The sequence below is a fragment of the Rhizobium sp. L9 genome (assembly GCF_002531885.1).
Taxonomy (GTDB): Bacteria; Pseudomonadota; Alphaproteobacteria; order Rhizobiales; family Rhizobiaceae; genus Rhizobium.
Genome location: NZ_NWSZ01000033.1, coordinates 53,628 through 76,333, shown reverse-complemented (window position 1 = coordinate 76,333; position 22,706 = coordinate 53,628). Strand labels below are relative to the sequence as shown.

Below are 22,706 nucleotides of genomic sequence, written 5' to 3'. Positions count from 1 at the left end.
CCTGCCCGCTGTGGCACGCTGATATCCCCTCCGACCCGACCTCGGAAAGCACGGCAATCAGCCGTCAGCTACCCCACCTCCCGGGACACGATCGTATCACCTTGTATTCCGGACTAAACTTATGCCGACAGCGTTGCGATAGAGGGCATTCGGAACCAGCATGCGGCTATTCCGGAAGGTCGGCACTCGCATGACGTCATCTGACCGACATCGTGGGGTTATTCGACAAAAATTGCGAAATGTCCTTGATCCAGTTTCCGCTGTTAGATCTCGTTGTCGCCGGCAGTCCTTTCTCTATCATATTTGCTGGAGCGTGCCGCAAGTCCGACAAGAGCTGCGCCTAGGCCAACAGCTCTGTGCTGTCATTGACGGGTTAGGAACACGTCAATGATCAACGAGGCTGGAGCCTTATACCCCGGTGTTCCTGCCTCAAATGTAAGGGCATGACGAGTGCCGCCCTTTCCTTCACTTGACCAGGTGGTTTCCGATCGAGGAGCCGCCATCGACCGTCAGAATGCTACCGGTCGCGAACCTCGAACGATCGGACGCAAGAAAAAGCATTGCTTCAGCAATCTCTTCAGCTGTCCCCATCCGATCCATGACGGCACGGGCGTTGAAATCGCTGCGAAGCTTCGCGGGGTCCTTCGCTTCGGCGAAGATTTTCGTGAAGTAAGGAGAGTCGATTGTCCCTGGAGCGACCGCGTTGACACGAATTCCCTCTTTCGCATGATCCATGGCCATCGCGCGCGTCAGCGAAGATATTGCTCCTTTCGATGCTACGTAGGCAGTCCTGTCCGCGATTGCTGAGGTTGCGGTGTAGGAAGTCGTATTGATGATCGAACCTCCGCCGTTCCGTCGCATAACAGGAATGACGTACTTTGAGCAAAGGAAGATCCCTTTGACGTTTACGGACATAATCCGGTCCCAAGTTTCTTCAGGAATGGTCACCACATTCCCCGTCGTTCCGAACCCGGCATTATTGACGAGCACGTCGACCCGGCCCCACTTTGCGGTCGTCTTCTCAACCATGCTTTCCGCGTCCTTGGCGGACGAGACGTCGACGCGAACACCGAAAGCCTTCGAGCCGATCTCGTTCGCCACACGAACCGCGGCGTCTTCATTGACATCAGCAACAACCACATAGGCGCCGTTCTTTGCGAAAAGCTCGGCGGTCGCACGACCAATGCCGCTGCCGCCCCCTGTGACGATACAAACCCTTTGATTCAAATCCATCGACCATCTCCTCATTTTTGGGTGCCTTAGAAGACATTTTAGCAGACAATCTGTCAATTGTGAAAATCCAGTTGACAGATTGTCTGCTGATCTGTTTATCTAGGCTCGATCGAATTTGGCCGTGGGAGGACAATATGGCCGATACCAGCACTGAGGCGCAGTTGGCTTTTAAGGCAGCTATGCGTCGGTTCACATCAACCATCTGCTTGATCACGACCGAACTCAACGGGGTCCGTCATGGCATGGCCGCCACCGCGGTCCAGTCGGTTACCGCGGACCCACCAACTGTTCTTGTCTGCATCAACCAATCGGCTTCGGTGAATCAGCCTTTGAAGATCTCCGGGAAGTTCGCCGTGAACATGCTGCATCTTTCACATGCCGATCTTGTGCCGCTGTTCAGTGGGCAATTGAAGGGTGAAGAGCGCTTTCATTACGGCGAGTGGCTGTCTCTCGACGGCATGCCGGTCCTGTCCGATGCGCAGGCGGCGTTTGTCTGCAAGCTAAAAGATGTCGTTCACGTTGGAACGCATGATGTTGTGCTCGGAGAAGTGCTCGAAGCACGGTTCATCGAGTCAATCGCGCCGCTTCTCTACGAAAACGGTCAACTCGTCAGGTCGTCGTCCATCAGTGGATCGGCCGCATAGTAGGTGGCTTTAACCACCAATCACATCACTCATCGAAAGCCCAAGGGCGGCAAGGAGAAAAGCGTGAGCAATATGGCACCCGCAAGAGAAATTCATGGACGTGAAGTCACAGAGCGCTTTGAGCGCGGACTAAAGACCCGGCGCGAAGTCTTGGGGGGGGCCTATGTTGATGCGTCGGTCAGCAAAGCCACCGACTTCAATTGGCCGATGCAAACCCTCGTCACGGAATACTGCTGGGACGCGATTTGGAATCGGCCGGGCCTGGAGCGCAAGCAGCGCAGCATCCTCAATCTCGGGATGATTTCGGCCCTCAATCGTCCGCATGAGCTGAAACTGCATGTTCGCGGAGCAATCAACAACGGTCTTACCAAAGAGGAAATTCGGGAGGTTTTCCTCCAGGTTTCGATTTACTGCGGTGTTCCTGCGGCCATCGACAGCTTCCGCGTGGCAGCGGAAGTTTTCGACGAGATGGGCATCTAGTTATTCAACGCATTTGAGTGGGCTGAGCATCATCCGTTGCCAGCCCGAGGAGGGACTACAGTGACCGCACAAGACGATTTCCGCGCTGCCGGAAACCCAATGTTCAATGATAACAAGCTCAAGCTCGGCGTATTTGGCACGAATTGCTCGAATGCATGCGCGATTACGCTCGCTGAGACAACGTTCGAACCTACCTTCGACCACAACGTCGAGATTGCAAAGAAGCTTGAGGCAGCCGGTTGGGAATGCATGGTGCCGATTGCACGCTGGCGTGGTTTTGGCGGTCCTTCAAACTTCAATGGCGTGAACATGGATACGTTCACCTGGGCGGCCGCTCTCGCGGCGGTCACCACGAAGCTCCAGTTCTTCTCAACGACTCACATTCCGACGCTAAACCCGATTGTTGCAACCAAGATGGCGACAACAATCGATCACATCTCGAAGGGTCGATACGGCCTCAATCTCGTTACCGGCTGGTTCACTCCCGAAATGGAAATGTTCGGAGTTCCTATGATGGAGCACGACACCCGCTATGAATACGCCACTGAATGGATGGATATCGTCGAGACGCTCTGGAAACGCAATGGCGTTACCTTCGAAGGCGAGTTCCTCAAAGTCAAAGACGCCTTCAGTGAACCCAAACCCTACAACAAGGCGGGTCGCCCGCTCCTGATCTGCGCCGGCGCCTCGGGCAAGGGACTGCATTTCACCGCCAAGTTCTGCGACTTCAACTTCGGCTTCATGCAAGACATGGAATCGGGCGCTGCCTGGGTCAAAAAGGTGAAGGACCTGGCGCGTACTGAATATAACCGTGATCTTGGCACATTCACAGCTTGCCCCGTTATCGTTCGCGAAACGGAGAAGGAAGCAAAGGAATACTACGACTACTACGTCAACCAGAAGGGTGACTGGGAGGCATGCGAGAACATCTGTGAAGTTCTGCAGGTGCAATCTCAAAACCATTCTGCCGAAATGTATCAAAAATTCAAGGAACGCTTCGTCGCTGGCTGGGGTGGATACCCGATCGTCGGCAATCCAGAACAAGTCGCCGACAAGCTCGTGGATCTCAGCAATACAGGCGTCAACGGCGCCTTGCTGACAATGGTCGATTACAACGAGGAACTTCCCTTCTTTAACGACCGTGTCATGCCGCTGCTCAAGCAAGCCGGTCTGCGCAACTGAACCAGTCCTCGGGACGGCGATTGCCGTCCCGACACGAACTCTGCCAGATTCTGGCAGGATTTTCGCGGCTGGCGGCCAAAGGGGCCGGCGGTTGAGCGGAACCACAAGGGGAGGAGGCCCTGAATGCTGAAGAAAATCGTTGCAGCGCTTTTTACGCTGTCGAGCCTTTATCACATGAACGGCGTGGCGAAGGCTGACGGCCTCGATTCGTTGCCGCCGGACCAAAAGGCGCTTTACGAGAATATCGATCCCGCCATTCCGCTCGGGGGGACGGTGTACAAAGATTTTGTTCCAAAACGTCCACCGCCGTGGAAAATTGGTTATGCATCCACATATGCCGGTAATACCTGGCGCGCGAACATCCTGGACGAATTCACCAACGTATTGCTTCCGAAATATAAGGAAGCAGGCCTAGTCTCCGATCTTATCGTCACGCAGTCTGACCTCAAAGACGCTGTCCAAATCCAGCAGATGCGGCAGATGGTTGACGACGGTGTTGATGCGATCGTCATTTGCTGCTCGAACATTACCGCACTTAACAAGACCATAGAGTATGCTCATTCGAAAGGCGTGCCAGTCTTCTCAGTCTCGGGCTATGTCACATCACCCTACGCAATCAATGCCACAGAGAATAACACCGACGGTGGCTACAAGGCTGCTGAATGGCTTGCCAAGGAAATCGGTGAAAAAGGCAACGTCCTGATGGTATCGGGCATCCCCGGTTTCGCATCATCGGACAGCTTCGACATCGGCGCGAAGAACGCGTTCGATAAATTCCCCGGTATCAAAATTGTAGGCACGATAGCTGGCAAATGGACCGACCAGGTCGCCCAGGTTGAGGTTCAGAAGTTTCTTGCCACCAATCTTGCTGAGGTTAATGGCATTCTCGTTCAGTCCGCTTCAGAAAACGGTGTCGTGAACGCAGTACAGCAATCCGGCCGCGACATGATGCCTATCGTGCTCGGGGGTGAGGCTTCCGCAGCCTGCTACTGGCGTAAGAACCCTGATTTCATAAGCAAGAGCTTCCATTTCTGGCCGCCGCGGTCTGATGCCCGCCTTGTGTGGGACGTCATGATGCGAACGCTCGAAGGCCAGGGACCAAAGATCCAGTCGATTCTTCGTCCTGCGCTTCCTTACACCATTGATGACGTGAAGGAAGTGCTGAAGGAAGATTGCGATCCCAATTCTACGGATTGGATCGAGCCGAAGAACAACGGCTGGTGGCCTGCAGACGTCGCTGCAAACTACTTCGAACGTCCTGAAGATCCGTTAGCTTGGCGGCCGAAGAAGTAATGAATGTTCTCCGGAAGGAGACCTCCCAGCCTCCCGCGTCGGTTTCTATAATCGGCGCGGGAGGTATCTGCGATTTGATTGGAAATAGTGTGCTGGACTTTCACAGAATTCAACGTTTGCCGCCTTATGTTTTCGAACAGGTCAACCGTTTGAAAGCAAGCGCGCGAGCGGGCGGCGCCGATATCATTGATCTCGGCATGGGAAACCCCGACCTTCCGACTCCCCAATCGATCGTCGACAAGCTGTGCGAGGTCGTGCAGGATCCGCGCACCCACCGTTATTCCTCCTCCAAGGGCATTCCGGGGCTGCGCCGCGCCCAGGCCGCCTATTATGCCCGCCGCTTCGGCGTCAAGCTCAACCCGGATACCCAGGTGGTTGCCACCTTGGGCTCCAAGGAAGGCTTCGCCAACATGGCGCAGGCGATCACCGCGCCCGGCGACGTGATCCTCTGCCCGAACCCGACCTATCCGATCCACGCCTTCGGTTTCCTGATGGCGGGCGGCGTGATCCGCTCGATGTCGGTTGAGCCGGATGAGAGCTTTTTCCCGCCGCTGGAGCGGGCGGTCCGACATTCGATCCCGAAGCCGTTGGCGCTGATCCTCAACTACCCCTCGAACCCGACGGCCCTCGTCGCGACGCTCGATTTCTATAAGGACGTCGTCGCCTTCGCCAAGAAGCATGACATCATCGTGCTTTCCGACCTTGCCTATTCCGAGATCTACTTCGACGGCGCTCCGCCGCCATCGGTTCTCGAAGTGCCTGGTGCAATGGATGTGACCGTCGAATTCACCTCGATGTCGAAGACCTTTTCCATGCCCGGCTGGCGCATGGGCTTTGCCGTCGGCAACGAGCGGCTGATCGCGGCGCTCACCCGCGTCAAGTCCTATCTCGACTACGGCGCCTTCACGCCGATCCAGGTGGCCGCGACCCATGCGCTGAACGGCGACGGTTCCGACATTGCGGAGGTTCGCAACGTCTACAAGCGTCGCCGCGACGTCATGGTCGAAAGCTTCGGCAAGGCCGGCTTCGACGTGCCGCCGCCGGCTGCCACCATGTTCGCCTGGGCGAAGATCCCCGAAAAGTTCCGTCATCTCGGTTCGCTGGAGTTTTCCAAGCTGCTGGTCGAGAAGGCCGACGTCGCCGTTGCACCGGGTATCGGCTTCGGCGAAATGGGCGACGACTACGTCCGTCTGGCGCTCGTCGAGAACGAACACCGCATCCGCCAGGCTGCGCGCAACATCAAACGCTGGCTTAGCGGCGACGAGAAATTTGAAATCAACGTAATGAATCAGTGAAAGGATACCCGATGCCAATCTTCGGATCATGCCAATGCAAAGCCGTTACGTACCAGGTTCAGGAAATTGATGGACCCATGTGGAATTGCTTCTGTCAAACATGCCGGAAGTCCCACGCCGCTGATCACAATACCGCTGCGAAGGTGAAAAGCGAGCACTTCAAGATCCTTACAGGCCAAGATACGCTTCATAGCTTCGAATCGACGCCTGGAAAGCTGCGGTGGTTTTGTTCGGTATGTGGCTCGCACGTTTATGCGGAGCGGCCGGCCAGCCCGGAGCTCAAAGTCGTTAGAGCCGGCACGTTCGATACCGATCCTGGAAGTGTGCCGATGTCAAACGTATGGGTATCGCATGCGAAACCTTGGCTCGCCCATGATCCATCGAAGGCAAGCTCACCAGAGTTCCCGTAAGTGACCGGGATACTACCTGTCGTAACTGAGGTGGAGTCACGGCGACCGTATATCAAGCGGCAACGCCTCATTCCTGTCCAGGAGGTTCTAACGCAAACGTGCTGGGTCGGTAAAAGCGGCAGGGATTGGAGACAATAGGTTCGCTTGCACGGCGAGCCCACCCATTGAGAGAATAAAGTCGTACGAGACAGAAGACTTCTGCGAAGCAATCCAGCCTTCGAGGTTCGGAAATTACGGGTTGTGAGGGCTCAGGACACCGCAGGACTATTTTTGCCCCCACGGGTCCTCAACGACCTCCATTGCGGTGTGAGTGAAAATTGTAAGATTGTCTTATGCGAGAATGTTGGGAGTCCTGTGACATGAAAGTTGTTGTAATAACGGGGAATTTATCGCGCCCCTCGAAAACCCGGGCCGTAGCAGACTTCATGGTGGATCGGGTGCGCGCGTCCGGCAACGAAGCAAGCTGCTGGGACCTTGTCGACCTTCATCCGCACCTTGGGGCAACAGTGTTGCCCTCCAGCGCCGCTGAGATTGTTAAAGCGGCACTCAACGATATTTTGGCTAGTGACGTGCTAGTTGTTGGTAGTCCGGTCTACAAAGCATCTTACACTGGGTTGCTGAAGCATTTATTCGACCTTGTCGACATGAAAGCGCTTAAGGGCCGCTATGTGATCCCTTTTGCAACCGGTAAAGCATCGAGTCACAAGCCGCTCGTCGAAGCCTCGATGGAAGCCTTATTCGACTTTTTCGAAGCGCAAATACATAGCCGTTTCATTTTCGCTCTCGATGAAGATTTTCAGAACGATGCTCTTTCTGAGAACCTGCGCGCGCTTGTCGACAGAGAGCTCGATGCCGCGCGTCGCGCCGTCAGCCCATAATAAGGAGGAGGATTCCATGTCTTTTTCGAGCATAGATGAGGCGATCGAGGCGATCGAAGCGGGCGAGATGGTTATCGTGGTCGACGACGAAAATCGGGAGAATGAAGGCGACCTAGTCGTTGCTGCCGAAAAAATAACAGCTGAGCACATCGCTTTCATGATGAAATATGCGAGAGGCCTTATCTGCGTGCCACTTCCAGCCGAACGTCTCGACAAACTCGAGATCCCCCTGATGGTCACACGTAATTCGGACTCACTGCAGACGGCATTTACCGTTTCCGTCGATTGCAAACACGGCACAACGACAGGGATTTCAGCCGAAGATCGAGCAGCAACCGTCAAGTCGCTCATCGATCCGCAGACGCGGCCGGAAGACCTATCGCGGCCGGGTCACATTTTTCCTTTGCGTGCAAATCGTCTCGGTGTCCTGGGCCGTCCTGGCCACACCGAAGCTGCCGTGGATCTTGCACGACTGGCCGGCCTGGCGCCGGCTGGCGTAATCTGCGAGATCGCCAATGACGACGGAACCATGTCTCGACTGCCAGATCTCGAGAAGTTCGCAATCGAACATGGCCTGCACATAGTAACGATCGACGCTTTGATTGAGTACTGCAGGAGTCGTGATACGAGGGTAAAGCGTTACGCGCAGTCCTTTATGCCAACGCGGTTTGGGGATTTCAAGGCAATTGCTTATCGCGATAGTTTGACGGGAACGGAACACTTAGCTTTGACACTTGGCGAGTTGTGCGAGAAGGAAGACGTTCTGGTACGGGTGCATTCTGAATGTCTGACAGGTGAGGCGTTCCGGTCCATGCGATGCGACTGCGGTCAACAGCTCGAAATGGCTCTTCGGGCGGTCCAGTTAGCGGGCGCTGGTTGCGTGATCTACATGCGTGGGCAAGAGGGGCGTGGCATTGGCTTAGGAAACAAAATTGCGGCTTACGGCCTGCAGGATCATGGTCGTGATACTCTTGAGGCAAATCGGGAACTCGGCTTCGCATCTGATTCCCGCGAATATAACGCAGCGGCGGATATCATCCGCGACCTCGGTATCGGCAGCGTTCGGCTTCTGACCAACAATCTTGCAAAAATAGAGGCGCTGCGAACGTCAGGCGTCATCGTGTCGTCTCGCCAGAGTCTGATCGCCGCATCTAGCGCGTCCAACATCACTTATCTTAAGACAAAGCGCGATCGGTTTGGCCACCTGTTGGACCAGGACACGTCAGCTGAACACGTCGGCCGGAACAACGTCTTTTCAGTGTTTGGCGCGCAGGTGTTCTCTGGACCCCTTGGGTAGCGGAGCCGCCCTCGCCACTTACCTGCCGGTGATTGTAGGGGGCCGCCTTTGACCGGCAGAGTCCTAGAGCTTTTGCGTCGGCCCTGCCAGCACATCATTCGTGCAGGCGTATCGGAGTGATGTGGCCCGCGATTGCATCGAAAGCAGCGTTCGACCATATCTCGTCTTGAGCACGGCTGTTCCGACGGATCGCATTTAATCGCGGTCCGTCTTGTCTTTCGAAAAGTCTCGCAAACTAATGCTTCATGCGAAGGATCGGCTTAATGACTTTGCCGCTCTCGGAATCAGCCATCGCCTCGTTGATCTGGTCGAGGTCATAGAACTGAACCAGTTTGTCGAACGGGAAAAGTCCCTGCTGCCAATACTCGATCAACTGCGGGACGAACTCGGACGGAATGCTTTGTCCTTCGACAACGCCGATCAATGTGCGGCCGAAAAGGAAGTTCCCGATATCGATCGTGCCTTCAGTGCCGAGAGCGGACGAGCCAACGAGACCGCATGTTCCCGGCGTACCAAGGCAGTCGACTGCCTGACGGAAAACTCGTGGCGAACTCGTGCATTCCAAGCTGAAATCAACGCCTGCGGGGACGATCTTCCTGATCGCGGCAACGCTGTCCAATTTGCGGGCATTTATCGTGTGCGTCGCCCCGAGTTCGCGCGAAAGTTCCAGCCGTTCATCGTTCAAGTCGATCACGATGATGGTCGCGCATCCGGCGATTTTCGCGGCCATCGTAGCCGCCATGCCAACCGCACCAGCACCGAACACTGCTATTGACGAGCCGGGCTTCGGCTTGAGGCAATTCAGTACCGCGCCAGCACCGGTCTGAAGCCCGCACCCGAGCGGTCCAATCAACTCGAGTGGAACATCCTTTGCAACCTTCACGGCGTTTCGTTCGCTGGCGATGGCGTAGGTTGCAAATGACGACTGCTCGAAGAAGCAGCCACTAATCTGTTTCCCGTGAGAATCATGGATCGGGCAGGTGCCATCCGGACGAGTGCCGCGGAAATTGCGACCGAAGAAGTCCTCGCAGTAGAAAGGTGTACCGGAAAGGCACTTTTCGCACTTGCCGCAATAGGCGTAGCTCAAAGCAACGTGATCACCGGGCACAAGATCTTTAACTGCGCTCCCGACGGCCTCGACGACGCCAGAGCCTTCGTGTCCCAACACAACAGGTTGAGGTACGTCATATCCCTGGTCCCTGACCACCAGGTCGGTATGACATACCCCCGATGCGACGATGCGGACCAAAATCTCGTCTGCACGAGGTTCCTCAATCCCTATGCACTCCAAGATCAAGGGCTTCGCCTTTTCGCGCGAGACCGCCGCATATGCCTGCTTCATGTAACTGTTCCTCCAAGGCTCACAACGCAATTCGCGCGAACGTACTCATCGTCAGACAATCAGTCAATAATTACTCTGTTAAATTAGATCAGTTCAACCGGAGCAGGGCTGCATTTTTGCAAAGTCACGAGTGAACGCTGATTTGAAGTGATCAAAGGGTTCCGTGCATGTTCGAAAGGGAGCATGCGTCTTGTCCCGCTTTGGGCTGAAAGATCGGCAGACGAAAATTTAGTAGCAACGTGTGAGGCGAGCCGGATGGCGTCGCTTGCCGACGTCGAGCCGGTTCTGAAGGCTATCGACAGCTTCGAGACACCGGTATTGCCAAGTTTAACCGACTACAAACGATGCTACTGCCAGCCAGGCTTAACAGACAGTACCAACCAGGACGTTAGTCTTCTCGATGATCGAGAGGTCCGACGCAATCCGGTATACAGTTGGCGCGGCGGTCGGTGACTCAATAGCGAGCGTATCCTGGATCGTGAGGCGTTCGATGCCCTGCTTTAGTGACCTGATCGTATTCCCGTGGGCCACCACAAGAACCGATTTCCCTCTCAACAAGGGGGGGAACACTTCGCTTATCAAAAAGGGCAGAACCCTCGCGCTTATGTCCCGTATGCTTTCTCCCCCAGGTGGTGGAGTGCTGTACGAGCGGCGCCAAACCTGGACAACATCCTGGCCCCACCGCTCACGTGCCACGTTCTTGTTGATGCCGGTGAGCTGTCCGTAGTCGCGTTCGTTCAACTCGGTTCTCCTGATTGGCTCCAGCAGATCGCCGTTGGTTTCGTTCAAAATCGCTCTGCAAGTGTCAACTGTGCGCAAGAGGGCAGAGCTAAACGCAATATCGAACGAGATGCCGAGGTTCGCGAGCAGTGAGCCGGCTCGCCTGCTCTCAGACCAGCCCTCCTGTGTGAGCGGAACGTCGCTCGTACCCGAGAACTCCCCGCGCGCGTTCCCTTCGCTTTGGCCATGCCGGACAATCACCAGAGTGGACATTCATAACCCTCCCATCGATTTAGCGAACACGAATATTGTCGCACTATCGGACAATCCGTCAAGTGCGACTATGTGCAAGTGAAAACAAAACGATGCCGAAAAAATAAACGTCGAAGTATATATTTATTGACAGATTGTCTGATAGCTCATACCAATGCACTCCGCCGTATTGAGGAGAGTCCGGCACGGCTTGGGAAGGCAAGGCTCTCGCCTTAACAGACAATGCCGCCCAGAGCGGCCGGAGGAGGAATTTTCATGAAGAGACGTACATTTCTACAAGCGAGCGGGGCAATTGCTGTAGCCGGCACGTTCGGAATGCCGGGGATTCTTCGCGCCGACGACGCGATCAGTCTCCTACCTGACACTTGGCCCTCCGAAGGCGCCAACCCAATTGTCGACGCGGGTAAGTTCAAGAAGTCAGGCCCGTGGAAGATCGGACACAGCCACTACGGCCTCGCTGGTTCAACGCATACCTACCAGACGGCGTTTGAAGCCGAATATGAAATAAAAAAGAACAAGGATCGGATCGCTGATTACCAGTTCCGGAGCGCTGATCTCAATGCCTCCAAACAAGTTGCCGATATCGAGGATCTGATCGCCCAGAAGGTCGATGCGATCATCATCGCACCGCTAACCACCGGTTCCGCCGTCGAGGGCATCAAGAAGGCAAAGGCTGCTGGCATTCCAACCGTAGTCTATCTCGGACGCGTCGACACCGAGGAGTTTACGGTTCAGGTCCAGGGCGACGACTTCTATTTCGGGCGCGTGATGGCTCAGTTCCTCGTCGACAAGCTTGGCAACAAGGGCAAGGTATGGGTTCTGCGTGGCGTCGCCGGGCATCCCATCGATGCAGATCGTTATGCAGGCGCCATGGAAGTCTTCAGCAAGTCTGGACTTCAGATCACGTCGACCCAGCACGGAAGCTGGTCTTATGAGGACTCAAAGAAGATCGCCGAAAGCCTGTATCTCTCCGACCCCGATGTCGCGGGCATCTGGACCGATGGAGCCAACATGTCTCTTGGCGTTTTGGATGCCTTGCAGGAGGCTGGCGCCTCAACGATCCCGCCAATCACGGGCGAAGCACTTAACGGCTGGATGCGTCGTTGGAATGACGAAAAACTTTCCTCGATCGGTCCGATTTGCCCACCCGCTCTGTCTACTGCCGCGCTGCGGGCCGCCTTCGCCTTGCTGGATGGGAAGCCGATTCAGCGTAACTGGACGAACCGCCCCAAGCCGATCACCGACGAGACGCTCTCCCAGTTCTATCGCGCAGATCTCACTGATGCGTACTGGGCGCCGACCGAAATGCCGAACGAAAAGCTCCTTGATTATTTCAAGGCTTGATGAACTACGGGCACGATCACTCGTGCCCGTATCCCTGTCGAAGATGGAAATTCCCATGAGCACGCTTGTCGAGATGGTCGGCATCAACAAATCGTTTGGTTTCACGAAAGTCCTTTCGGACGTTCGCTTTTCCCTGGAACGTGGCTCCGTGCACGCTCTGATGGGGGAAAACGGCGCGGGGAAGTCCACCCTGATGCGTATTCTGGCGGGGGTATATCAGCCGGGCGCAGGAAGTGTTCGGCTCCGCGGGGAGGAAGTCAATTTCCGTTCCCCTAAGGAGGCACGGTTGGCGGGAGTGTCGACGGTGTTTCAGGAGTTTACCCTGATCCCCAATCTCACCGTTGCTGAGAACATGTTCCTGGGCCATGAACCTCGTCGCATTGACGGTTCGATCGATAGCGTCGAGGTAGTGAAACGCGCTCGCGCTTTGCTGGCTGACGTATTTCCACAGCTCGACGCAACTGCGATCGTCGAGACACTGACTGTCGCGCAGCAGCAGGCAGTAGAGATCGCGAAGGGACTTACGTCGAACGCGGACGTATTCATCTTCGACGAGCCAACGGCGGCGTTGAACTCGACCGATGTCGCGCATCTTTTCAAGGTTATCCGCGACCTTAAGGCTCAACATAAGGCTGTCGTCTACATCTCTCATCGCATGAATGAAGTCTTCGAACTATGCGACACCATCACCGTCATGAAAGATGGCGCTTGGGTAAGGACTGCAAGAGCGCAGGACTTCAACTTGCAAACGCTGGTAGCGACAATGGTTGGTCGCGAACTTCAGAACTTCTTTCCGCCGCGCTCGCAGGCCACCGGAGCGGCAATGCTGGAGGTTTCGGACTTGCGCCTCGACGACAGCAGCTCGACAGTCACTTTCGTTGTCAGAAAAGGTGAAATCATCGGGCTGGCAGGGCTCGAAGGACAGGGCCAGCGAGAGATAATGCGTGCCATTGTGGGCGTTGAATCGCCAAAGGCCATCGCCGTGTGGCGTGCCGGCCTCGACAACAGCATGCACGTGGTGAATGTAGGGTCAGGGTTCGCTCGCGCGGTCGCATCAGGAATCGGTTTTATCCCTGAAGACAGGAAGCAGGAAGGGCTGTTCCTGCGCCTGCCTATCTACGACAACATCGCGCTGGGAAAACAGCTCAATCGGAATATGGCAAGCGTTGCGTGGCGATCGGTGTCGAGGGTCCGCGAGGTGATCAAGTCGCTACGAGTTGCGGCCGCCGATCCCAATGCGCCCGTAGGTAAACTCTCGGGCGGGAATCAGCAGAAGGTGCTGCTGGGCCGCTGGTTGCTCTCCGGAGTGGACATCCTCGTTATTGAGGAGCCCACGCGCGGCGTCGACGTCGGTGCAAAGGCAGAGATTTACAGATTGCTGCGGGACTTCAGTGATCGTGGCGGTGCGGTCGTGGTTTCGTCGCGCGAGCACGCTGAGCTTATAGGGCTCTGCGACAGCATTTTGGTCGTTCATGACAGGAAGATCGTCGGGCAGATGTCCGCAGAGGGGGCGACCGAGGAAAGAATCCTCGAGACTGCGCTGGGGGCGAGTGCGTCACCGGATCCCCGTGCTGCGGTGCATTGAGGAGGATAACTTATGAATTCATTTGCCAGTCGCCTGAAGCTCCCTTATCGCGCGGGAGCGATCGGGCTTTCCATTGGAACGCTCCTGGTGATGGTTGTCGCCTCGGTAATATTATTGCCGGACTTCATGGATCCGGAGAATTTGTCTAATCTCCTGGCGCAATCGACGGTGCTCGTCATCTCGGCTCTCGGTCAGACGTTCGTCATTCTCACTGGCGGCCTCGACGTGTCGGTTGGGTCCGTCATCAGTCTAACGACGACGATCATGACGCTTGATCTTCCTGAGATAACCCGCGTGCTTATCTGCATCGCGGTGGCGATGGGGTTCGGAGTAGCGAACGGTTACGGTGTCGCGCGCCTCAATGTACATCCAATCATCATGACGCTGACAACAATGGGCATCGGCCAAGGTATCGCGTTGATCATTTTGCCAATCCCAGGTGGGCGCGTTCCGGAGTGGCTTTCCGGCTCGGTAGCCGGATCCATCGGCCCCGTACCTAACTCATTGTTTTGGTTGATCACGGCATCGCTCTTCGCATCCTGGATTCTCTATCGTCGTCCCTTCGGCCTCTACCTCTTCGCTTCCGGCGGCAATGACTTCAACGCACGGATGAACGGTGTTCCCGTCGAGCGCACCATCATCAAAGCGTATGTTCTTTCCGCTCTATTCGCATGCGCTGCGGGGATGTTTCTTGCAGGTCGCCTTGCATCGGGTGATCCTAAGGGCGGCGCTTCATTCGGGATTGAGTCTGTAACGGCTGCAGCATTGGGTGGGGTCCACCTCGCCGGGGGCATCGGAAGCATTGTGGGAACCGTCGTTGGCGCGGCGATCCTCGGGACAGTGAATAATGTGATGAATCTGGCCAACGTCTCTGCATTTCTTCAGTCGGTCGTCAAGGGTGTGTTGCTTCTCGTACTCGTCGTTTCGCAGCGACGCAAAACAATCGGACTTTGAAAGAGATGGACTTCTCGATGACCACATCAGACTCGAAAACTGAAGCACCATCTCGCTCATTGAGGGGTAAGAGCGCCATTTCGTGGATACTCGGGCTACCGCCCGCATACTATGTGCTCGCAATCCTGGTTGCGGTTGCTCCAGCAGTGAGCGCCACGCTCATAAATCCCAACTACTGGTTTGTAATCCTCAAGCAGTCAGCGCCGCTCGGGATCGCGGTGCTCGCCCAGTCGCTTGTCATGCGGGTGCGATCCATCGATCTCTCTGTCAGCGGTATTTTCGCCTTCGCGATCTATCTGGCCAGCTCGGGCCAGCTCAACAACTATCCACCGCTAATGACCGTCCTCATGCCTGTTGTGATTGGGCTAGCTGTGGGGGGTGTAAACGGAATACTCGTAGCATACGTGCGCGCTTCTGCCGTTATCTCCACACTAAGTGTTTCGGCCATTCTGATTGGGATCGTCCAATACATGAGCGCCGGCCGCGCGCCCGGTTCAACGCCAAGCTGGCTTCGAATACTTACGAGCGGCAATATCCACGGCCTTTCCTATTCCGTGGTCCTGTGGATCGTCATCGCCGCCCTGATTTCTATCGCATTTCGCTTTCTCATCGTCGGGCGTTACTTCAGGGCCGTCGGCGACAATCCGAGGGCGGCGGAAACTACAGGAATTCCGTTGGCACGTACGATTTTTGTCTCGCACACGCTCGCGGGCGCCCTGACAGGCATCGCGGCCCTGGTCCAGGTATCCGCGTTGGCGGTCGGCACCATCAAGCCAGGCTTCGACACCTTCATGAATGCGCTCGCCGCCACGATCCTCGGCGGTGTGACGTTCGGCGTCGACCGGGGCGGCGTCGCCGGGCCGTTCGTTGCCGTCGTTGCCTTCAGCTTCCTGTTCGCGATGCTGACCGTCTTCGGCATCCAGGAGCCGGGCAAGCTTATCGTCCAGGGCGTGATCATTGCATTTGCCGCAATCATCTACGGTGCGCGCGCGGGTCGCGTCTAGTCCGTCGGACCGATCAAGTCATTCCCGTAGCAATTGCGGGAGAACGCAGGAGAATATAATGGTGAAGATCACTGCGGCTGTCGCCGTGAAGCCAAAGAGCCCGCTGGAATTCCGTGAACTCGAACTGGCTGACCCCGAAGGCAACGAGATCCTGGTTCGCACGGTTGCGAGCGGGATCTGCCACACGGACTTGCTGCTTCGCGACGGTATTTTTGGCCCGCCGGCACCGGTGATCCCGGGGCACGAAGGCGTCGGCGTCGTCGAGGCGGTCGGACCAGAAGTTCAGAGCCTCAAAGTGGGTGATCACGTCGCACTGAGCCAGAGCTCATGCGGATTCTGCGCCGACTGCCGCCGTTCTCACCCAATGAACTGCCAAAACTATACCCAGTACAATCTTACGGGGCTTCGTCCGAATGGTAAGAAGGCATTGCTCTGCGATGAAGTTGGCATTGGCAGCAATTTCGTGGGCCAGTCGTCCTTTGCGACGCATATCCTTGCGACTGAAAACAATGCAGCGCTTTTGCCGAAAACAGACCTCGACCTTACCGACGCTGCGCCACTCGGGTGCGGCATGGCAACAGGTGCAGGAACAGTGATAAACGCGATGAAGCCGGAAATAGGGTCGACGATAGCCGTTTTCGGCGCAGGTGCTGTCGGCATGGCCGCCGTGATGGCCGCCAAAGTTCGTCGGTGCAGCAAGATTATCATCATAGATCTGAATCAGCAGAGGCTAGACATGGCCATGGGGCTTGGTGCCACACATGCGATCAACGGCAAAGATCCCGACGTAGTCAACCAGATCCATGCGCTGACGGGCGGCGGTGCCGACTTCGCGATCGACGCAGTTGGCATCATTCCGGTTATTCTGAACTCGATCAAGTGCACCCGTGCCGGCGGGCACGTTGTCTTGCTCGGCCTCGACGCGCTCGGGAACGACATTCCCATCCCCCTCGATCTAATGGTGTTCAATCGCAAGATCCAGGGTGCGATCCTTGGTGATCAGATTCCACAGCTGTTCATTCCGCAGATGATGGATCTTAATCAGGCTGGGCTTTTCCCCTTCCAAAAATTGATCACCAAGTATCCCTTCGAGAAGATCAACGAAGCGATCGCGGACGCCGAAGCCGGGCGAGTGATCAAGCCGGTCGTCGTTTTCAACTAGGAGCCAGCGCAAATGACATCGAAGAAGTCAGAGGAACAGCACCTTGTCGTGGAATTCAAAACCACGTCCCAAAATCGAAACCGCGTAAAAGAACTCCTTCAGGAATTCATTGGACCCGCCCGCGAAGAGTCTGGTTGTCTCTACTACGACCTCTACCAGCGGTCGGACGATCCGAACACTTTCATCATCTTAGACGGCTGGCAGAATGAGGCGGCTGTCGTTGGCCATGGCGAACATCCTAATGTCAAGCGGGTGCTGGAGCCTCTTCTTCCACTGTTGGTGAGTCCACCGTCGATTAATGTAAATACCCGTATCAGCGACTGATCGGGCGCAATGGCCATTTCTACGAGGCGCGCGCCCCGAGCGCGCAGGTTTGAGGGAGACGAAATGGATACGCATCGAGTTGTCGTAGTCGGCGGTGGCTTTGCCGGACTCCAGTTAGCGAAGGACCTCGAGTGTCCCGACACTTCCATAACGATCGTCGACAGGCGCAACCATCACCTCTTTCAACCGCTCCTCTACCAAGTTGCCACGACTGTATTGGCAACCTCGGAGATAGCTTGGCCCATCAGAGCATTGTTCAGAGGACGAAAGGATGTATCGACGCTGCTGGGCGAGGTTGTTGGCGTTGATACCGAGGCACGCGTAGTATCGCTCAAGGATGGGAATGCTATTCCCTATGACACGCTCGTTCTCGCGACAGGTGCAAGGCACGCCTATTTTGGCCGGGACGAGTGGGAGCCGTTTGCGCCCGGGCTAAAGGCACTCGAAGACGCGACGACCATCCGGCGGCGGCTTCTTCTCGCGTTTGAGAAGGCCGAATTGGAGGCTGATCCCGAACGGCGGAAGGCAATGCTCACGTTCAGCATAATCGGAGCAGGCCCGACAGGCGTGGAGATGGCTGGGATTATAGCGCAACTGGCCCAACGAACCCTTGTTGAGGAGTTCCGTAGCATCGACACCAGATCGGCGCGCATCCTTCTCATCGAGGCAGGTCCACGTGTCCTACCCGTGTTCCCGGAAGCACTTTCGAGATATGCCGAGCAGTCGCTAATCAAGATGGGCGTCGAAGTGAGAACAGGCATTCCCGTGACGGCATGCAACGAGAACGGCATCGCGATCGGAGATGAGTTCGTTTCAAGCCGGACCGTCATCTGGGCTGCGGGGGTGCAAGCGTCGAACGCCGCCGCCTGGGTCGGTGCTGAAAAGGACAGGGCGGGTAGGGCGGTCGTGCAGCCAGATCTGACTGTTGGCGGTAAGCCCGAGATTTTTATTATTGGAGATACTGCCTCCGTGAAGGCCGCTGATGGAACACCCGTCCCCGGAGTGGCTCCCGCCGCCAAACAGCAAGGCAAATATGTCGCTTCGGTAATTGAAGCACGACGTCTGGGTACACCCACTCCAAGTGCGTTCAGATATAGGCATCTGGGAAACCTGGCTACCATCGGGCCGAATTCGGCTGTTATCGACTTCGGGAAGATCCGGCTCAAGGGCGGAATTGCATGGTGGATTTGGGGGCTTGCCCATATCTACTTCCTGATAGGTACGAGGAGCAGATTGGCAGTTGGACTAAGCTGGCTATGGATCTTTGTTTCCGGCCATCACTCCGCACGTTTGATCACGCAAAAAGAAACCTTAAAGGATGAGGTTTAGTCGCTAGCGCGAGCACGCCCGAGTCTGCTGGGCCGTGAATGGAGACCATCAAAGGCCAGACATTTGGGAATCGGTTGCGAAGCGATGGTTGGCAGCAGGTAACAATTCTGTCGGAGTTCCATATATAACAATGATTGATCTTCGCACTATCAACTTAGGCGACTTCGACTGCGTCGAATTCACGGCGAGGACTGGCCGCGACAAGTCAATTGCCCTGTCCGCCTGTCGTTAGCGATAGGCGGGCCTCATGCTTGAATACCGTTTCGGGAAGGAAGTGATGATGTGGAGAGTTGAGAGTGTCCCCCTCTAAGATTGACCATTTCTCGCTCAAAGGTACCTGCAGCGAGGAACTCGCGGCAGCGCTTTCGAGGCTTTCCCCGCAATCTGAAGCGCATGTACATGGCGATAAGACGATCGCCTACGATGTACATGCGATTACCAATGGTCCGATTGCAGTTATTGCCGCGCACTACGAGGGCGACCTAACGGTCCAGCACCGGGGACCGGCGGAGGCAAACATCATCATGCTTCCACTACATGGGCGATCGGTCGTTACCGTTGACGGCAGACAAATCCCGTCAGAGGGAACGCGGGGCGTTTTCGTGAACAGTATGTCGGCGAGTACGACCCAATTCATTGGGCCCAGGAAACATTTGGGGCTTAGGATCGCCCATGATGAGCTGACGCGCCGTTTGGGATGTCGGCTCAATACGCCAATAAGAGGCAGCCTCGATTTCTCGCCAGAAATCGACCTATCGGTCGGGTTCGGCTCCCTTTTGGTTCAACTGGTACCAGTGCTGTATGCTGGATTACGAGACGGAACCCTCCTTCAATCACCGATAGCACTTCATCACCTCACTGAAACGACGATGGAGCTTTTGATCGAAGCTGCGCAGCATCGCTACTCATCTGAGTTATGCCGCGTTGCTGAATCACCCTTACCCAAGGCCGTTAAGCGGGCGGTCGACTATATGCGTGCCAATATTACTCGGCCGCTATCTCTTGAGGAAATCGCAACGGCTTGTGGCGTAAGCCGACGCACTCTTCAAAGCGGTTTTCGCAACTTTCGGAATACGACCCCTCTGGCATTCCTGCAGCACCTACGGTTGGAATTAGTGCATCAGGAACTGATGACAGGCGAACCTGGCCTCTCGGTCACGCAGGTCGCTCTGAAATGGGGCTTCGTGCATAGAGGCAGATTTTCTGCGGACTATCGCAAGCGCTATGGGGTACTTCCCTCGGAAACATTGCGTATATCATAAGCAGATTGCGCCGACCGAGCTACGATCAGCCGGCACGCTCGACCGTCCTCAAGGCTTGTAGCAACAGCACTCTCCAGAAAAGCCGACTGCCTCGGCCCAAGATCTGTCTTGCAGATGATCCCCTGAACGCGACGATGTTCCGATCTGCGCAACGCAGTTCAAGACCACTACAGGGGTTAATCTTATAGTAATTATGCCGAGGTCATCTCACACATAGCGGTCAATGTCGCAATGTTCTGGACCGCGTCGCTAATGGAAGCCGGTGTAATTTATAGTCGTCTATGAGGAACATATGTCGAGACTGCCGCTATCTCTACTTTTAATGATTTTGGCAATTATCCCGTTGACGGCGTTCGTAATCATCGGAGTATCAACATCACTGGGATATTACCGAGAATACTCTACCTTCCGCAGCGCACAAACAACGCAGCGACTTGGGCGGGAAGGCGGATTCCTCGCCCAAGCTATAGCGGCGGAAGCGTTTGCAGGCGCCGACGTGCGTCGGGCAAAGCAAGCTGCATCGGACAGGGCTTTTACAGCGGTCTTTTCCGCTTACGACTCTTGGAAAAAGGCATTCGACGATCCGGCCATAGAACGGGCGGTACAGATCATTCGTGAAAGGCGGGACAATATCGATAGCTTCCGCCGGCGCGTCGATGACGGAACGGCTAGCGAGGCGGAGGGAGCTGTTGCTTTGCGCCCAGCTGCCCTTGCGGGCTTGGAGCTCGTCCGTCGCACTGGGGCGACTGTCAATGATTTGGATTTAGCACGCCAAATTACCGGTTTTCACGCGCTCATGCAGATCACGGAAGCTAGTTTGCTGGAGATCAGGCCCGGCCGAGCCTACGTCAAAAATTCAGCCATGTCCGTCGATCTATTTTCGTCCCTCTTACAGTCAAAAAATCTAAAGCAGCTTTATGTGCCTGCGATGCAGGAATTTCTCCCCGCCGATCTCGTCAAATCTTATGACGACTTCGAGGCCAGCGCCGCAGGCAAGTTCATCGCGGGCGTTCGCGATCAGATGTATGCAAACCAGCCGGGCGTTTCCTTCCCCCCCGAGACGTTGGATCGATGGAATGAAATCACCCAACAGCGGGCTGCTTTGTTGACCGCACTCATTATGCGCACCGGCGACGAGTTGGACGAGATGGCATTTCAGCGTTACGCCGATCTTCGCAATGCCTTTATCGGCTACTCCGGCGCCACGCTTCTGATCATGTCTACGGTACTCATTTTGTGCATTTCGGTCGTTCGGAGAATTTCAAGCTCCATTCGGACTCTGACAAGCCGAATGAAGGCACTCGCAGAAGGCGATACGTCGGCGCCGGTGCCCTTGACGATCCGACGCGACGAGATCGGGGACATGGCGCGTTGCCTTGAGTTTTTCCGCGGCGCGGCCATACAGAAAAGTAACCTGGAGACATCCGCGGAAGCTGAGCGCATTCGTTCTGACCAAGAGAAGCTGGATATTCAGGTAAGGGCGGAAAAAGAAGCAGAAGAGCGCCTCATCCGAGCGACGACGGCATTGGCAACCGGGTTGAAGCGGATGGCGGATGGAGACTTGATTTATGAGATTGAGGAGCCGTTAGCGCCACAGTTTGAAAGTTTGCGCAGGGATTTCAACGCTTCCATTCGTCAGCTCCGGGACGTGCTTGTTACCGTCGGCCATTCAGTTGAAACGGTCACGAATGGCAGCTCGGGCGTCTCGGCCGCATCTGAAAATCTTTCAAGACTCACGGAGCAGCAGGCGGCTTCGCTCGAGGAAACTGCAGCGGCGTTGGAGGAGATAACCGTCAACGTTGCGTCGACCACGAAGAGGACGGCTGAGGCGCGCGGAGCCGTCCAACAGATGCGAGATCATGCGGAAATGTCCGGTCGGGTTGTACGCGATGCTATCGGCGCCATGAATCGCATTGAAAACTCCTCCAAGCAGATTTCCCAGATCATCAGCGTCATCGACGCGATCGCCTTCCAAACGAACCTCCTGGCGCTGAACGCCGGCGTCGAAGCAGCGCGTGCTGGCGACGCGGGAAAAGGCTTTGCGGTTGTTGCCCAGGAGGTCAGGGAGCTTGCACAGCGCTCAGCGACAGCGGCAAAAGAAATCAAGGATCTCATCGGCAATTCAGCTCTTGCCGTCGACGAAGGCGTAAGGCTCGTGAGTGAAACCGGATCGGGCCTGAGAACGATTGAAGAGCTTGTGCAGGATGTAAATCTTCATATGGACGCAATCGCAACGGCCTCCCAGGAACAATCGTCGGGCCTGCGCGAGATCAACGGCGCGGTTAACCATATGGACCATGCCACTCAAGAAAATGCGAGCATGGTCGCGGAGATGAATACTGCAGGATCGCACCTCGCTCAAGAGAGCCAAAGCCTAGCCGCACTGTTGAAACATTTCCACTTCAAAGACGAGAGCGGGAAGCCACAGAAGGTCACGGGCGAACTTGGGAAGAGCTTCCCGCCCGGTCAGACAATGGTTGACCGCGGAGACTATCCGATGCGCCGTGGTAACCTGGTGCTCGCGCCTTCGAATGATGATTGGCAAGCGTTCTAAATGATATGGGCGGCGTCGCCGACCACATGCAAATACACGTCTTTGATGATTCTGAATGAGAGCGATATCCCGGTGGGGTAGCGGCATGGTACTCCGCCAAATGACTTGTGCGGTCCTAACAAAATGCTGGCTTGACGCATG

The 22,706-nt window shown here is 55.9% G+C and carries 20 protein-coding genes; 17 read left to right on the top strand and 3 right to left on the bottom strand.

Going from position 1 to position 22,706, the window contains the following annotated elements:
* Nucleotides 1-465 precede the first annotated feature (465 nt).
* Complete coding sequence (locus tag CO660_RS27930) at nucleotides 466-1,233, bottom strand: SDR family oxidoreductase (RefSeq protein ID WP_004671535.1); 768 nt, start codon at nucleotides 1,231-1,233, stop codon at nucleotides 466-468.
* 134 nt (nucleotides 1,234-1,367) lie between these two features.
* Between CO660_RS27930 and CO660_RS27925 the strand changes: the two genes are divergently transcribed.
* The 8 genes from CO660_RS27925 (at nucleotide 1,368) to CO660_RS27890 (ending at nucleotide 8,712) form a co-directional block, all read left to right on the top strand.
* Nucleotides 1,368-1,877: a flavin reductase family protein gene (locus tag CO660_RS27925; RefSeq protein WP_008534378.1), complete on the top strand. Its 510-nt coding sequence runs from the start codon at nucleotides 1,368-1,370 to the stop codon at nucleotides 1,875-1,877.
* A gap of 72 nt (nucleotides 1,878-1,949) precedes the next feature.
* Nucleotides 1,950-2,357 (top strand): carboxymuconolactone decarboxylase family protein, encoded by a 408-nt coding sequence (locus CO660_RS27920; RefSeq protein WP_008534380.1) that lies wholly within the window; start codon nucleotides 1,950-1,952, stop codon nucleotides 2,355-2,357.
* A gap of 60 nt (nucleotides 2,358-2,417) precedes the next feature.
* On the top strand, nucleotides 2,418-3,539 hold the full coding sequence (locus CO660_RS27915; protein WP_011053356.1) for an LLM class flavin-dependent oxidoreductase: 1,122 nt from the start codon (nucleotides 2,418-2,420) through the stop codon (nucleotides 3,537-3,539).
* 123 nt (nucleotides 3,540-3,662) lie between these two features.
* On the top strand, nucleotides 3,663-4,832 hold the full coding sequence (locus CO660_RS27910; protein WP_008534383.1) for an ABC transporter substrate-binding protein: 1,170 nt from the start codon (nucleotides 3,663-3,665) through the stop codon (nucleotides 4,830-4,832).
* A 77-nt stretch (nucleotides 4,833-4,909) separates the two neighbouring features.
* Nucleotides 4,910-6,127, top strand: coding sequence for an LL-diaminopimelate aminotransferase (locus tag CO660_RS27905; RefSeq protein ID WP_026188837.1), 1,218 nt, complete (start codon nucleotides 4,910-4,912; stop codon nucleotides 6,125-6,127).
* A gap of 11 nt (nucleotides 6,128-6,138) precedes the next feature.
* Nucleotides 6,139-6,537 carry a GFA family protein gene (locus CO660_RS27900; RefSeq protein ID WP_008534386.1) on the top strand — a complete coding sequence of 133 codons (399 nt, stop codon included), beginning with the start codon at nucleotides 6,139-6,141 and terminating at the stop codon, nucleotides 6,535-6,537.
* A 359-nt stretch (nucleotides 6,538-6,896) separates the two neighbouring features.
* A complete protein-coding gene (locus tag CO660_RS27895; RefSeq protein WP_004671524.1) occupies nucleotides 6,897-7,415 on the top strand; it encodes an NAD(P)H-dependent oxidoreductase in 519 nt (172 codons plus the stop codon).
* Nucleotides 7,416-7,431: 16 nt separating this feature from the next.
* On the top strand, nucleotides 7,432-8,712 hold the full coding sequence (locus CO660_RS27890) for a bifunctional 3,4-dihydroxy-2-butanone-4-phosphate synthase/GTP cyclohydrolase II (RefSeq protein ID WP_082935757.1): 1,281 nt from the start codon (nucleotides 7,432-7,434) through the stop codon (nucleotides 8,710-8,712).
* A 235-nt stretch (nucleotides 8,713-8,947) separates the two neighbouring features.
* Here CO660_RS27890 and CO660_RS27885 read toward each other — a convergent pair whose 3' ends face one another.
* Together CO660_RS27885 and CO660_RS27880 are read right to left on the bottom strand one after the other, a co-directional pair.
* Nucleotides 8,948-10,054, bottom strand: coding sequence for an NAD(P)-dependent alcohol dehydrogenase (locus CO660_RS27885; protein WP_037145482.1), 1,107 nt, complete (start codon nucleotides 10,052-10,054; stop codon nucleotides 8,948-8,950).
* Between the two features lie 363 nt (nucleotides 10,055-10,417).
* Nucleotides 10,418-11,047 (bottom strand): 2,3-bisphosphoglycerate-dependent phosphoglycerate mutase, encoded by a 630-nt coding sequence (locus CO660_RS27880; protein ID WP_064842555.1) that lies wholly within the window; start codon nucleotides 11,045-11,047, stop codon nucleotides 10,418-10,420.
* 255 nt (nucleotides 11,048-11,302) lie between these two features.
* Here CO660_RS27880 and CO660_RS27875 point away from each other — a divergent pair, with 255 nt between their 5' ends.
* The 9 genes from CO660_RS27875 to CO660_RS27835 all read left to right on the top strand — a co-directional run bounded on the left by CO660_RS27875 (nucleotide 11,303) and on the right by CO660_RS27835 (nucleotide 22,565).
* Nucleotides 11,303-12,391 carry a substrate-binding domain-containing protein gene (locus CO660_RS27875; protein WP_004671515.1) on the top strand — a complete coding sequence of 363 codons (1,089 nt, stop codon included), beginning with the start codon at nucleotides 11,303-11,305 and terminating at the stop codon, nucleotides 12,389-12,391.
* Nucleotides 12,392-12,446: 55 nt separating this feature from the next.
* On the top strand, nucleotides 12,447-13,976 hold the full coding sequence (locus CO660_RS27870) for a sugar ABC transporter ATP-binding protein (RefSeq protein ID WP_170964873.1): 1,530 nt from the start codon (nucleotides 12,447-12,449) through the stop codon (nucleotides 13,974-13,976).
* Between the two features lie 12 nt (nucleotides 13,977-13,988).
* On the top strand, nucleotides 13,989-14,930 hold the full coding sequence (locus CO660_RS27865) for an ABC transporter permease (RefSeq protein ID WP_004671512.1): 942 nt from the start codon (nucleotides 13,989-13,991) through the stop codon (nucleotides 14,928-14,930).
* A 5-nt stretch (nucleotides 14,931-14,935) separates the two neighbouring features.
* Nucleotides 14,936-15,934: an ABC transporter permease gene (locus CO660_RS27860; protein ID WP_026188838.1), complete on the top strand. Its 999-nt coding sequence runs from the start codon at nucleotides 14,936-14,938 to the stop codon at nucleotides 15,932-15,934.
* A 58-nt stretch (nucleotides 15,935-15,992) separates the two neighbouring features.
* Nucleotides 15,993-17,096 (top strand): NAD(P)-dependent alcohol dehydrogenase, encoded by a 1,104-nt coding sequence (locus tag CO660_RS27855; protein ID WP_004671507.1) that lies wholly within the window; start codon nucleotides 15,993-15,995, stop codon nucleotides 17,094-17,096.
* 12 nt (nucleotides 17,097-17,108) lie between these two features.
* The gene (locus tag CO660_RS27850) at nucleotides 17,109-17,420 is read left to right on the top strand and encodes an antibiotic biosynthesis monooxygenase (RefSeq protein WP_004671505.1); all 312 of its coding nucleotides are present in this window, start codon (nucleotides 17,109-17,111) and stop codon (nucleotides 17,418-17,420) included.
* A gap of 63 nt (nucleotides 17,421-17,483) precedes the next feature.
* Nucleotides 17,484-18,749: an NAD(P)/FAD-dependent oxidoreductase gene (locus CO660_RS27845; protein WP_077991326.1), complete on the top strand. Its 1,266-nt coding sequence runs from the start codon at nucleotides 17,484-17,486 to the stop codon at nucleotides 18,747-18,749.
* Nucleotides 18,750-19,045: 296 nt separating this feature from the next.
* On the top strand, nucleotides 19,046-20,011 hold the full coding sequence (locus CO660_RS27840) for an AraC family transcriptional regulator (RefSeq protein ID WP_008534397.1): 966 nt from the start codon (nucleotides 19,046-19,048) through the stop codon (nucleotides 20,009-20,011).
* Nucleotides 20,012-20,303: 292 nt separating this feature from the next.
* The gene (locus tag CO660_RS27835) at nucleotides 20,304-22,565 is read left to right on the top strand and encodes a methyl-accepting chemotaxis protein (RefSeq protein WP_077991327.1); all 2,262 of its coding nucleotides are present in this window, start codon (nucleotides 20,304-20,306) and stop codon (nucleotides 22,563-22,565) included.
* Nucleotides 22,566-22,706 lie beyond the last annotated feature (141 nt).